This is a genomic window from Christiangramia portivictoriae DSM 23547, assembly GCF_000423045.1.
Lineage (GTDB): Bacteria > Bacteroidota > Bacteroidia > Flavobacteriales > Flavobacteriaceae > Christiangramia > Christiangramia portivictoriae.
The window spans coordinates 128,765-141,887 of record NZ_KE383972.1 but is presented as its reverse complement, the minus strand read 5'-3'; the positions used below and the strand labels follow the sequence as shown (position 1 = coordinate 141,887).

At 39.9% G+C, this 13,123-nt stretch carries 15 protein-coding genes; 8 read left to right on the top strand and 7 right to left on the bottom strand.

Going from position 1 to position 13,123, the window contains the following annotated elements:
- Nucleotides 1-8: 8 nt before the first annotated feature.
- The 5 genes from G529_RS0113255 (at nt 9) to G529_RS0113235 (ending at nt 4,187) form a co-directional block, all read left to right on the top strand.
- On the top strand, nt 9-758 hold the full coding sequence (locus G529_RS0113255) for a 3-keto-disaccharide hydrolase (protein ID WP_026915984.1): 750 nt from the start codon (nt 9-11) through the stop codon (nt 756-758).
- A gap of 95 nt (nt 759-853) precedes the next feature.
- Nucleotides 854-2,065: a bifunctional alpha/beta hydrolase/OsmC family protein gene (locus G529_RS0113250; RefSeq protein ID WP_026915983.1), complete on the top strand. Its 1,212-nt coding sequence runs from the start codon at nt 854-856 to the stop codon at nt 2,063-2,065.
- 102 nt (nt 2,066-2,167) lie between these two features.
- Complete coding sequence (locus tag G529_RS0113245) at nt 2,168-2,761, top strand: superoxide dismutase family protein (protein WP_026915982.1); 594 nt, start codon at nt 2,168-2,170, stop codon at nt 2,759-2,761.
- Nucleotides 2,762-2,850: 89 nt separating this feature from the next.
- Nucleotides 2,851-3,381: an RNA polymerase sigma factor gene (locus G529_RS0113240; protein WP_026915981.1), complete on the top strand. Its 531-nt coding sequence runs from the start codon at nt 2,851-2,853 to the stop codon at nt 3,379-3,381.
- Nucleotides 3,382-3,383: 2 nt separating this feature from the next.
- Nucleotides 3,384-4,187 (top strand): anti-sigma factor, encoded by an 804-nt coding sequence (locus G529_RS0113235; RefSeq protein WP_026915980.1) that lies wholly within the window; start codon nt 3,384-3,386, stop codon nt 4,185-4,187.
- Nucleotides 4,188-4,503: 316 nt separating this feature from the next.
- Here G529_RS0113235 and G529_RS0113230 read toward each other — a convergent pair whose 3' ends face one another.
- From G529_RS0113230 to G529_RS0113215, 4 genes are all read right to left on the bottom strand, one after another.
- Nucleotides 4,504-5,202 carry a LytR/AlgR family response regulator transcription factor gene (locus G529_RS0113230; protein WP_051201482.1) on the bottom strand — a complete coding sequence of 233 codons (699 nt, stop codon included), beginning with the start codon at nt 5,200-5,202 and terminating at the stop codon, nt 4,504-4,506.
- A 66-nt stretch (nt 5,203-5,268) separates the two neighbouring features.
- A complete protein-coding gene (locus G529_RS0113225) occupies nt 5,269-5,583 on the bottom strand; it encodes a 2TM domain-containing protein (RefSeq protein WP_035696129.1) in 315 nt (104 codons plus the stop codon).
- Nucleotides 5,583-6,908, bottom strand: a complete 1,326-nt coding sequence (locus tag G529_RS0113220; protein ID WP_026915977.1) for a 2TM domain-containing protein — start codon at nt 6,906-6,908, stop codon at nt 5,583-5,585. Before G529_RS0113220 ends, G529_RS0113225 begins: the two co-directional genes overlap by 1 nt.
- A 596-nt stretch (nt 6,909-7,504) precedes the next feature.
- On the bottom strand, nt 7,505-8,812 hold the full coding sequence (locus G529_RS0113215) for an NAD(P)/FAD-dependent oxidoreductase (protein ID WP_026915976.1): 1,308 nt from the start codon (nt 8,810-8,812) through the stop codon (nt 7,505-7,507).
- Nucleotides 8,813-8,935: 123 nt separating this feature from the next.
- Here G529_RS0113215 and G529_RS0113210 point away from each other — a divergent pair, with 123 nt between their 5' ends.
- Together G529_RS0113210 and G529_RS0113205 are read left to right on the top strand one after the other, a co-directional pair.
- Nucleotides 8,936-9,430, top strand: a complete 495-nt coding sequence (locus G529_RS0113210) for an RNA polymerase sigma factor (protein ID WP_026915975.1) — start codon at nt 8,936-8,938, stop codon at nt 9,428-9,430.
- Between the two features lie 6 nt (nt 9,431-9,436).
- Nucleotides 9,437-10,072 (top strand): membrane protein, encoded by a 636-nt coding sequence (locus G529_RS0113205; RefSeq protein ID WP_026915974.1) that lies wholly within the window; start codon nt 9,437-9,439, stop codon nt 10,070-10,072.
- Between the two features lie 33 nt (nt 10,073-10,105).
- Here G529_RS0113205 and G529_RS0113200 read toward each other — a convergent pair whose 3' ends face one another.
- Both G529_RS0113200 and G529_RS0113195 read right to left on the bottom strand, forming a co-directional pair.
- On the bottom strand, nt 10,106-10,909 hold the full coding sequence (locus G529_RS0113200; protein ID WP_026915973.1) for a lysophospholipid acyltransferase family protein: 804 nt from the start codon (nt 10,907-10,909) through the stop codon (nt 10,106-10,108).
- Between the two features lie 74 nt (nt 10,910-10,983).
- The gene (locus G529_RS0113195) at nt 10,984-11,622 is read right to left on the bottom strand and encodes an NUDIX hydrolase (RefSeq protein WP_026915972.1); all 639 of its coding nucleotides are present in this window, start codon (nt 11,620-11,622) and stop codon (nt 10,984-10,986) included.
- Here G529_RS0113195 and G529_RS0113190 point away from each other — a divergent pair.
- Entirely contained in the window at nt 11,621-12,394 is a 774-nt protein-coding gene (locus G529_RS0113190) for a peptidylprolyl isomerase (protein WP_026915971.1), read from the top strand. The genes G529_RS0113195 and G529_RS0113190 overlap by 2 nt on opposite strands.
- Here G529_RS0113190 and G529_RS0113185 read toward each other — a convergent pair whose 3' ends face one another.
- Entirely contained in the window at nt 12,395-13,108 is a 714-nt protein-coding gene (locus G529_RS0113185) for an RDD family protein (protein WP_026915970.1), read from the bottom strand. It lies immediately after the preceding gene.
- Nucleotides 13,109-13,123: the final 15 nt, after the last annotated feature.

The following is a 13,123-nucleotide window of genomic DNA, read 5'->3' as shown; positions in this document are numbered from 1 at the left end:
ACTATAAAATGAAAAAATTAGCAATTATAAGCTGTTCGATTTTAGCGCTTACTGCGTGCAAGAATGAAAATAAAGAAACCGAAGCTGAAAATATGGACACTCAGGAAACAGTGGCCATGCAGGAGGAAGAACAGGAGTGGCAGGAATTATTCAATGGCGAAGATCTGCAGGGTTGGAAAGCTTATAATAAGGACAGCATTTCTTCCCAGTGGAAGGTAGAGGATGGCGCGATCGCTTTTGCTGCTTCAGCAGGAGATAGAGAGTCTTCCGAAAACCTTATTACAGAGAAAGAATTTGAGAACTTTGAGATGAGTTTTGAATGGAAAATTTCCGAAGGTGGAAATAGCGGTGTCATGTGGGCGGTACAGGAAGATGAAAAATATGCCGAGCCTTACTTAACCGGGCCGGAAATCCAGGTGCTGGACAATCAAAAGCATCCAGATGCCAAAAATGGTCTAAACCGAACTGCAGGTGCTCTATATGATATGGTTCCTCCTAGTGAAGACGCAACCAAACCAGCCGGAGAATGGAATAAAGAAACGATCTACATTAACCACGAAGAAAATAAAGGCTGGGTGGAACTAAATGGAACTCGTGTTACTGAGTTTCCTGTCCATGGAGAAAAATGGGAAGAAATGGTAAAAAACTCAAAGTTTAGTGATTGGGAAGGTTTTGGAGCTCATCGCAGCGGCCATATCGCTTTGCAGGATCACGATGACAAGGTTTGGTACCGTAACATAAAGATCAAGGAATTATAATATTCTGCTAAATTATGATTAAAGCTGCTTGACGCAGCTTTTTTTATACCCGAAACTCGGTCAAAAAAAGTATCTTAAAAAATAAAAATCGATACATGAATAAGAAGGATATAAAATTTAAAAATACAGATGGAAAGGAATTAAGCGGGGTTCTGGAATTACCATTAAATGAAACCCCTACCAACTTCGCGATTTTTGCACATTGCTTCACCTGTAACAAAAATTTTCATGCCCCCACGAATATAAGCCGTACTCTGGCCTCACATGGCTACGGAGTCCTAAGATTTGATTTTACTGGTCTGGGAGATAGTGAAGGAGATTTTGAAGACACAAATTTTTCAGGGAATGTAGAAGACCTGATTTCGGCGGCGAAATACCTGGAAGAAAACTACCACGCACCCACCATCATGATTGGTCATTCTTTAGGAGGGGCGGCCGCATTGTTTGCCTCGAAACAGCTGGAAAGCATTCGTTGCATGGTTACCATAAACGCACCCTCAAATCTAACCCATGTCAAGTCTCATTTTAAATCCAATATGGCAGAAATCGAAGAACAGGGGTATGCTGAAGTGAATATTGGCGGTAGAAATTTCAGGATTAAACAGCAATTCGTAAAAGATCTAAATGATAATGAGGATGCCACCGCGCTTCAGGAGATCAGGAAAGCCTTGCTAATATTACATTCTCCTCAGGATACTATCGTATCGATCAATCATGCTGAAGACCTTTATCGTTCTGCATGGCATCCGAAGAGCTTTGTAAGTCTAGATGGAGCAGATCATATGCTAAGTGATAAAGCTGATTCCCAGTATACAGGAAATCTCATCGCCACCTGGGCTGCACGTTATATAGCTTCCGAAGAACAAGAAGAATTAAGCACAGATCATGAGGTAGTAGCTAACCTTGGTGAACATGGTTACACAACCCAGATAAGAACCGGGAACCATAGCTTTATAGCAGATGAGCCGAAGAAAGTTGGAGGTGCAGATCTGGGCCCTACTCCTTATGAACTGGTTTCAGCAGGACTTGCTGCATGTACTTCCATGACCATTCAAATGTATGCCCGCAGAAAAAACTGGAGCATTCAAAATGTTGAAACTCATGTGAGCTATTCCAAAAAACATGCAGATGATTGCGAAAATTGCGAAGATCCAGGAACCAAAATCGATACTTTTGAAAGGGAAATTGCGATTAAGGGAGATCTGGATGAGAAACAGCTTAAGCGGGTCATGGAGATTGCAGACAAATGCCCTGTCCATAAAACCTTATCCACAACCGGAAAGATTAATTCGAAATTGCGGGATTAAAGTGCCATGGTTCTATTGTTAAGCTCTCCTTAAACTTTTGGCAACGCATTACATTAGGACTAATTTAGACCTGTAAACTGAATTTTAACCAATCGATAAAGTATGAAACGTATTAGTTTATCTCTAGTTCTTTGTGCCGGACTAGTTTTCACAGGATGTAAGAACGACAAGAAAGAGAAAGAAATGGATGACCAGAATGAGACTGAAATGTCTTCTGAAATGGACAGCCAGAAAAACGAAGAAAAGAAAAAAGCAAAAGTTACATTACAGTCTGTTAGTAATTCCAACCTGAGCGGGAATGTGGTATTCACTCAGGAAAATGGTGAAGTTTCCATGACTGCTATCATTAGCGGATTAGCTGAAGGAACTCATGCCATTCACATTCATGAAAAAGGAGACTGTTCTGCAGCAGATGGGAAATCTGCAGGTGGACATTGGAATCCAACCGGAGAGGACCATGGAAAGTGGGGTGATTCAGAAGGTTTCCACAAAGGAGATATAGGAAACTTTGAAGTTGATGCAAATGGAAACGGAACTGTCAATTTAACTACAGATGAATGGTGTCTTGATTGCGGTGACAAGAACAAGGATCTTGCTGGAAAAGCCGTGATCGTTCATGATGGCGTAGATGATTATACCTCTCAGCCTTCAGGAGCTGCCGGAACCAGAGTAGGTTGTGGTGTGATTGAAATGTAAAAAAGATAAAATATAATTTGAAAGCGGCTAATTAGCCGCTTTTTTTATACCGTTTTAAAAAGTATATTTATTTTTTCTAAACATTATTTATGCAACAGGACGGTTTAATCCTTGAACTTCAGAATGGTAACCAAAGAGCTTTCGAAAGGATCTACGAGCTATATTCTGAAAGTGTTTACGGTATTATATTCAGTATAGTGAACGATCAGGATATTGCAGAGGAAATATTACAGGATGTCTTTTTAAAGATCTGGAATAATGCTTCATCATACAATTCAAGCAAAGGCAGGTTTTTTACCTGGATCTTAAATATCGCCCGCAACGCCTCTATAGATCAGCTTCGCTCTAAACGACACAAAAACAGTCAGAAAAACCTGGCGGCAGATAATTTCGTAGATATTCTGGAAAGCAAGTCCAACTTTTCTGTACAGGCAGATGCCATTGGGATCCAGAAATACATCGATGTCCTGAAACCTGTTTGCAAGAAATTGATAGACCTGCTTTTCTTTAAAGGATTTACACAGAAGGAAACGGCTGAAGAGCTGGACATGCCCCTGGGCACGGTAAAAACCCGAAACAGAGCGTGTATTAATTCCCTTCGGAAAATTTTAGCTGAATAAGTATGGATATCAAAGAATACATAGAATCTGGAATATTAGAGCTTTATGTTTACGGGGCTTTAACTGAAACTGAAAGTAGAGAAGTTTCTGCCATATTGAAAAGTCATCCTGAAGTCGAAAAGGAGGTCGAAGAAATTGAAGCTGCGCTGCTTAAACTTTCGGCAGCCACCGCTCCTTACAATCCGGAAGCCTTGCTATCCAGCATCAAAGCCAAACTTTCAAAGAAAGGAGATCGCGAAGTAGTCTCCATGGAAACTAAAAGCAGAACCCCATGGGTCTCTTATATTGGGTGGGCTGCCAGTATTCTCCTATTAGTTGGATTGTTCTTTATGTTTGAAGACAATAATGACTTGAGGGAGCAACTAAATTCTGAAAAAGTACGTAGTGCGCGAATGGAACAGCAAATTGTTGATATTCGTGAAGATGCTGAAAAAAGCGAAAATTTACTCGCCATTCTTAGAAGTAAGAACATCTCCAGAGTAAATCTTCAGGGACAGGGTGTAGCTCCAGATGCTTACGCAGCTGTCTACTGGAACAAAGAAGAGAATAAGGCTTATATTGATGCCAAGGAATTACCAGAACCTCCAAGAGGAAAGGTATATCAGGTCTGGTCTCTTAAAATGGATCCTTTAACCCCTACAAGCATAGGCCTTTTAGAAACTTATGCAGTAGATGACAACAAAATATTTGAACTGGACAACGCAAACCATTCTGAAGCTTTTGGAATTACGCTTGAACCTGAAGGTGGAAGCGAATCACCAACCATGGAGCAACTTTATGTACTTGGTGCGGTATCTGCCCCCTAGTTAATTTAAAGAGTATATAAGGACAGTTTAAAAATCCTGCTTCTAAATGCAGGATTTTTTGTTTTTGCGATGACACTACCCTAGCCAGGAATTATAAACACGAATAAGCCCCGTACGAGTGCACGGGGCTTACTTTGCAAACGTTAGAAGGATTACCGAGGGTCCTCACTCCTAACATCTAACCAACCAAAAAAATCAAAAACTCAAATCGACATAATTCGACCAAAAATTATTCAAACAAACCGAGTTTATATATCAAGATATACGGAAGCTTTTTCCTTACGGTTTTTAAATAACCAACTTTAACATTTCAATATCAATTGTTTAGCCAGGCCTTAAAGTCTTTAACCCGTTCTCGGCTTACAATGATTTGAAAATCAGCAAAGTTCTGCACCTTTACTTCGAGTCTTGAATTGGAATAGGTTAGTATATCTTCAATCGCTTTGATATTAATGATGCACTTTCGATTGACGCGATAAAATTTTTCTGGATCTAACTCATCCTGTAACTGCTCCAGGGGAATATCAATGGGATAATTTCTACCATTAAAGCAATGCATATACGTCGATTTATTTTCTGAATAAAAGCAGGCTATATCGCTGGCTTCAACCAGTTTTAGATGCTGTCCTACCTGCGCTGTAAATCTGGTTTTATAGGTTTTGAGTGATGATTGACCCGCTAACATAGTCTTGATTTCGTGGAGGTCCAAGCCTTCTGCCTTCCTGTTTTGATCAAATTTGGTGATGGCTGCTTCGAGTTCTTCATCATCAATTGGCTTCAGGAGATAGTCGATACTATTTAATTTAAACGCCTTTAAAGCGTATTCGTCATAAGCAGTGGTAAAGATGATGGCACTTTTCGGAGAGACCTGCTCAAAAATTTCAAAAGAGAGTCCGTCGCTCAATTGAATATCTAAAAAAATAAGTTCAGGATCTGGGTTATTCCTGAACCATTCAACCGCGTCACTTACCGAATGCAGCATCACTTCTGTAGTTATTCCCAGCTGAGTGAGCATGCGCTGCAAACGTCTTGCTGCAGGTTTTTCGTCTTCAATAATTACTACTTTCGTCACAGTACAGATTTATTTCCAGAGTTGCTTCTTGTCCTTATCCATGATCTCCTTGATCTTACGCTCTTCCCAGGATTTCCCAAAGATAAAATTGGGTCCAAAAACGCTTGCCCAGTGAGCGAACAAACCTATACCCCAGAAAAATAGCGTGGAATAGTTCTGCCACATGCCCAGGCCTTCCATAAATCCTGTTTGCCGGGTACTTACCACATAGATGGCGATGTTAACGAAAAGGTAGATCATAAGGTGTACATAAAAACCTTTGATATCCTTGATTCTTTTTTGCGCCTGCCTGTAGCGCATATCTTTTTTATAATCGATTTCCATTAGTTCCAGCTTTTGTTTTGTTGTTGATCCTTTTCCATAAGCTCTTTGATCTTACGTTCTTCCCATTCAGATCCATATCCAAATACCGAGAAACCGTGAATAACCACACCAATACCCCAACCAAATAAAGGAAACCAGAACCATTGAAATCCCCAGAAAGTGAAGTAATTTATAAAAATAAGGAATGGGATAACTACACAATATGATATTAAGTTGCCGTAAAATTCCTTGATTTCCTTTACCCTTTGTTTCGCCTTAAAATAAGCATTCTCTTCGTTGATGATCGTTGTCTCCATAATTGATATTTGTTTAGTTAGTATTGGAAGTTTCACTCTAAAGTGATCTTCATTTTGTTCGATTAAAACTTTACGCTCAGTTACCACATCGTAACGGTTTACAATATTCTGAAGCCCCACACCCTTGCGATTCCCAAGAACTTCCTTTTTCTGAAAATTGTTTTCAACCACGAGATAGCCGTTTTCCTCAATAATTTTAATATGCAATGGTCTGCTTTCACTCACCACATTGTGTTTGATTGTATTTTCGAGAAGTAATTGTAAAGACAGCGGTACCACTTTTGCTTCTTCTGAAGATAATTGTTCTGGTAGCTCGAAAAATATACTGTCTTCAAATCGCATTTCGAGTAACTTCATATACGTTTTCGCAAATTTCAGCTCTTCTGAAAGTGGTACGAGATCTTTATCTTTCTGTTCCAGTACATAGCGATAAACTTTAGAAAGTGAGGTCGTAAAACGTTGTGCCTGGTAAGGATCTTCGTCAATTAATGACGCGAGAACATTTAGACTGTTAAATAAAAAGTGAGGATCTAACTGATTCTTTAACGCGTCGAATTTGGCGGAGGCCGTTCCTGCAATGATCTTTTGCTCCTTGACTTTTTTCTCCTGAAGAGCTTTATAAAAGTAGATAAGATGAAAGATCAGGGTTACGATCGTGGTAAACAGAAGCGGAAAAAAATAAAAGCTCAGACGTTCATTCGCCAGAAATTCAGCAACAGGCTGTTCTGCAAAAACCGATCTGTCCACGAGCCTGCATAAAAAATATCCCAGTAAGGTTAAAATGATAGAACCAGAGGAAGCGATAAAGGCCCTTTTGAGTCCGGCATTTTTCCAACCTACCTTCTTATTGAAATAATGGAAGTAAAGTACATTGATGGTTGTGAGTACGAAAGAATAGAAAAAATACATGGCCAGGTTCTCCCAATCGGCAAGTGCCTTAAAACTAAATCCATTAAAAGTGGCATCCAGTAACGCGATCACGAAACTTACGATGACACTAATCTTTACTATTTTTAAAAGGTTCTTCATTGCTAAAATTCTATGTCAAAGATGTATGCTTAAATGCTAATACTAAAAGTTTTATTACCGAACTGTTACTTTGAATGGCTGAACTGTATGGATCAAAACAAATACTGTATGGGAAATTAAAAAATCTTTAACATAAATCGGACTTGTAGAGGACAAATCCTGGAAAGCGCCTGAGTAATCATTTGGCTGAAATGGATAAATCAGGAAATTAGGCAAAGTGATTAAAATAGCTGCAAATCGAAGAAAAAACAGAAAAATAAAAAATTCAAATACTTCAGCTAAAAATTTGAATATCCTACACCATTACAGTCTACTGATGGAAATGGGATAGACAAAAAGAGAATATAATCTCTAAGTGCCGACATTATTATCATTTAACTGAAAAGAAAAAGTGATATAACCTTAAAGGAAGGCCTTCAAGTGCCTGGGACCTGAAATTTAATAACTGCAAATTTTTCAATCTAACATCGAATAGCTGGTGGCCTTATGATTTCAAAAGAAGTTTGCTAACGAATCTAAAAAACCCTTTAAGCTTCGAATTATCATAATTATCTGAAAAAGTATATAAAAAAGGCCCGTCTTAAAACGGGCTTTTATCATGCTTTGTCCTTATCCATAGACATGCGTTCTTCATGACCTTTGAAAGGTCTAATGATCAACCTCGCAGCCTTATCAAAATTCACATAGTTATACAGCCAGTTAAAAAATGTAACTGCTCGGTTACGGAAGCCTACCAGAAACCAGAGATGTACGAACATCCATACAAACCAGGCAAAGAAACCTGAAAACTTCCATTTATGAAGGTCTACCACTGCCCTGTTTCTACCTACGGTCGCCATGGTTCCCTTATCAAAATAATCAAATGCTTCCAATGGCTCTCCCTTAATTAATCTCTTAATATTCTTGGCTAGATGTTTCCCTTGCTGTATAGCAGGCTGCGCTACCATTGGATGACCTTTGGGGAAGTCTTCTGTGGCCATTAGGGCGATATCTCCTATCGCAAAGATATTTTCATAACCATTCACCTGGTTAAAAGCATTGACCTCGTAGCGGTTCGCTTTCTCTACCATCGCCGAAGCGTTCAAACCTTCTACAGGTGCACCGGTCACCCCGGCAGACCAGATAAAAGTTTCTGTTTTAAGAGCAAGTTCTGTATTGGTGGTGACCAGGTGGCCATCATAATTCTCCACCATCGTATTAAGGTGTACTTTCACTCCCAGGTCTTCCAGCATTTCCTGTGCTTTTTTGGAAGCATGTTCACTCATGGGAGGTAACACCCTGTCCATCCCTTCCAGAAGATGAATGTTCATTTCGTTTGGATCCAGATCTGGGTAATCCTTGGGAACTATATGATTTCTTAGTTCAGCGATTGCCCCGCTAAGCTCCACTCCAGTGGGTCCTGCACCCGCTAACACAAAATTTAGTAGTGCCTTCCGTTTTTCAGGATCATCTGTGATGGTAGCCTGTTCCAGGTTTTCCAGGATCAGACTACGAATGTTCAGAGCCTGTGGAACGGTTTTCATCCACATTCCATGCTCTTCGATGCTATCGTTTCCGAAGAAATTTGTTTTTGAACCGGTTGCGATAACCAGGTAATCGTAGATAATATCACCAATACTGGTATGAACGGTATTTTTTTCCGCAGAAATTGATTTCACTTCGGTCAGTCTGAAAAAACAGCGATCGCTCGAACGTGTAATTTTTCTTAAGGGATAAGCGATCGAATCTGGTTCCAGTCCCGAGGTGGAAACCTGGTAAAGCAATGGCTGAAAGGTGTGGTAATTATGGCGATCCAGCAGAACCATTTGTACATCCTGCTTTAACAGATTCCTCGCCAGTGCCAGCCCGGCAAATCCTCCGCCAACTACTACAACTCTAGGTAAATCAGACTTTGGAATTATCATTTTCGGTTGGTTTTATTCAAATTTAAGATTCTTAAAAGGAACAGTGGATGGATTAACTATAAATTAAAGAATTTTGTAACGTAAGCGGCGTTTTGTCTACCTATTAGAGCTAACCAAGTATTCGTGAACAAAGAATTAGAACATCAGTTTGTAACCAACCTGGAGAAGAACCAGAACATTGCACACAAAATCTGCCGTATCTATACCAATGATCAGGAATCACACAATGATCTGTTTCAGGAGATTACCATACAATTATGGAAAGCTTACCCCAAATTTCGAGGAGATTCAAAGTTTAGTACCTGGATGTACCGGGTCGCCCTGAACACTGCCATCACGCTGTATCGAAAAAAGAAGAAAAGTATACGAACCCAGGATTATGACAGCGTACACTTTAAAATAAAATCGGAAGCTTATGATGATACTGCGGAACAGCATTTGAAGCTAATGTACGACGCGATCAAACAATTGAACGATATAGACAAGGCGCTGGTCTTTCTTTATCTCGAAGATAAAAACTATGCCGAGATCTCTGAAACTCTGGGGATCACTGAAGTTAATGCACGTGTAAAAATGAATAGAGTAAAAACGAAATTACAAAACATTATAAATCCTTGATAGCCTATGGATAATTTGGATCTATTGAAAAAGGATTGGAAGAAGCAGGAGAAATCTATTCCCCAGCTGTCCTACGACGAAATATATAAACTTATCTGGAAGCGTTCTTCTTCGATCGTGAAATGGATATTCTTTATAAGTATCATCGAGTTTGCACTTGGTGCTGTCCTGAACATTTTTATTGCAGATGACGAATACTGGGCAAAAATGGAAGAATATAATTTAACCATTTTTCTCATTTGTACCTATGTGGTGTCTTATATCATCACATTCTATTTCATTTATAAATTCTATACGAATTATAAGGCGATCAATGCAACAGACAGTGCCTCAGTACTCATGAAGACCATTTTAAAAGTCAGGAAAACGGTGAAATATTATATTGGTTTCATATTGATTTCCAGTGCCTTTGTATTCGTTTTTTCCATGATCTTTATCCTAAGAAACCATGTTCTAACCGCCGAGCCGGTAGCTTCAAACATGAGTTTTGACTGGAAACAATGGCTATTATTTATTGGAGGAACGCTACTGGCGCTTGCAGTCATCCTTGGAGTCATCTGGTTAATCTACACCCTGGTCTACGGAATATTGCTCAGAAGATTACACCGAAATTATAAGGAATTGAAAAAGCTGGAAATGTAAATGTAAAAGCCGGAATCACTTCCGGCTTTTCTATTAATATCCAAATCTTCTTTGTTCGTTCAAATCTTCCATCGCCTGAATTTCTTCGGAAGGAATCACTTTCAGGAATGATGGATGCTGTTCAATCGCAAATTCCAGTTTCTTTACAATGTCTTCAATACTTTCATTCTCATAATCAAACTCAAGAGGTTCCTTGATCTGGAAACTTTGAAGGATACCTCGTTTTTTTATTCGAAGTCCTTTTTTGTCGAACGATCTTCGGAAGCCATCGATGACAATTGGTATTACAATAGGCTTATGATTTTTAATGATGTGCGCTGTTCCCTTACGAATAGGTTTGAAGGGTTTCGTGGTTCCCTGCGGAAAGGTGATCACCCAGCCATCATTTAAGGCTGTACCAATATTTTGAGTATCGTTGGGGTTCACATCTCTCTTTACCTCCTGGCCTTTCGCCCTCCAGGTTCGTTCCACGGTAATGGCCCCGGCATAAGCCATGATCCTGGTTAAGAGTCCGGCTTTCATGGTTTCCTTGGCAGCTACATAGTAAATATTCAGTTTTGGCTGCCAGATATAACCCACGTTTTTTATACTATCCACACGACCGCTTAGACTGGCGTTGAATACATGAAACATGGCCGTTACATCTGCGAAATAAGTTTGATGATTGGAAACAAAAAGTACGTTGGTATCAGGCAGATTCTTGATAATTTCAGAGCCTTCTATCTGTAATTCGTTGTAGCCTCGATAACGCCTGTGTGTTAGAACACCAAATATGCGAATAAGCCACTTCTTCAAAAAATTATAATGTCCAAACGGATTTTTCTTCAACAATCCCATGTTTCTGATTTTTTCCTATTGCAATTTTTAGATTTCCTTAACAAAACCGGGCAAATATAGTAATATCTGTCAAATTAAATCATGAGCAGCATTTCCCGAACTTCAGCCAGCATCATTCCTGTAGCTCCCCATACGATCCTATCATTCAACTTATACGCTGGCACCTCTATTTCAGTAGCGTAAGAGGTACTCAGCGTTTCATTCACCAGGTTATCGTCATCCAAAAAATCACTGAGAAGCACTTCCATGATCTCTTCTACTTCAGATTCCTGCGGAATGAGTTCTGGAGTATGGTCCAGGATCCCGATGAACGGATGTACCCAGAAGTTGGAAGGCGGAATATACAGTCTGGAAAGTTTTGCGATCACTTCGACTGAATCCTGTGGCACGCCAACTTCCTCTTCAGTTTCTCTTAAAGCAGTGTGTTCCATATTCCTGTCTTCTGGCTCTACCCGGCCTCCAGGAAATCCTACCTGGTTAGAATGAACTCCTTTGTAAGTTTTTCTAAGAATCAAAACCATACGGGTTTCCTGCTGTTTATCTGGATAGAATAAAGCCATGACTCCGGCTTCCTGGGGCTTTAATTTTTCCATATCCAGCTCCTCCAGTTCCTTAATTCGCATCATGGGAGCCAGTTTTCGATGCGCCTGCTCTCCCGGCAACGGCATTTTTTTTAACTTTGAAATCCTGTTTTTAAATTCGTTGAATTCCATGTTTAGAAAGTCTCTTTTACTAACAATTTTTTCAGTTCTCTTTTTCGCAAGTTGTGAAGATAAGCAAAGTTCCTCAGAAAAGTCGGCTCAACCTACTCCGGAAGAGCTTCAGCAACAAAGAAAAAAGGATTCTATACAACAGGCCAGGGATAGCATCCTAAAGGTTCGAAAAGCAGAAATCAAGCGGGCAAATGTCAAAACTGAATTTGAAAAGAATGATATGTACCCCATTGCACAGGAAGAATTGATGCCTACCTTGAGAAAGTACGGCAAGGAGCATCCTGAAACCCGGGTTAGAATCAAGACAGAATTCGGCAATATTGATGTTGAACTGTATCGGGATACGCCTTTACACCGGGCTAATTTTATCATGCTTGCGAAGAACGACTATTTCAATAATACTTTTTTTCATAGGGTGGCCCCGGGATTCGTGATACAGGGTGGCAATGCAGACAACCAGATCACAGCAGATAATCGTGGGGATGTTGGAAATTATTTAATTCCCAGCGAGTATGAAGCCGGGCACCAGCACAGCTACGGAGCATTCTCAGCAGCGAAATATGCAGAGCAAAATGTAAGCAAAGCTTCATCTCCTTTTGAATTCTTTATTGTCATGGCTAAAGATGGAACTCCTCATCTTAATAACGATCATACCGTTTTTGGACGCGTAATAAGTGGTATGGATGTAGCCGAAAAGATTTCACAGGTTACCACCGGAGATTCTGAATGGCCTGTAGATAATGTTGAAATGGATATAGAAGTTTTAAACTAATTACTGGCTGGTGTAATAATTATAATCGGTCACCACTCTATCCAGGAATTCCATGGGTTTTTCTTCAAATTTCACTTCCAGCAATTCAGCTACCTTATTGCTAAGATTCAGGATGATATGGTGATGCCCTTCCGCTTTAGCGTTCTGGTACAAATTCTTTATCTCCTGTACGTCTTTATCTGAAAGAACAGTGACCTGCGGATATTTTGGCGCATAATTTTCAGGAAAACTGGTGCCTAATGTATGTTCTATCCTAAATTTCTTTTTTTCAGTAATAACCGTTGTACCCGCTGCGAGGTCTCCCAAACGTTGTCCTTTACCGGTAAACAAAATGGTCACCACGGCAACCCCACCACTACTTGCCGTAATATCGATCAATCTAAGTAACCAGCGGGTCAGGTAATTAGAAAAAGTTGGACGACTGCCATCCTTACGCACCACCCTGATGTCAAGAATTGCCTTGCCCGGTGTTTGACCGTTCCAGAATGTTTCCCAAAGCAAATAATACAAAAGTGTAGGCAGTCCAAGAACCGTATAATACATCCATTGATCTCCTGCGCCATTCGTGGCTCCCGCAATGATAAGGCCGGCCAGGATCATATAGATAACGATAATTGCGAGATCGATAAAAAAAGCGAGGATCCTCTCTCCCACTCCCGCAATATTGTGTTGTAAATTGATATTTTGGGCAGTTTCGATTTGAAAATTATCCATTAAATATGTTACTTT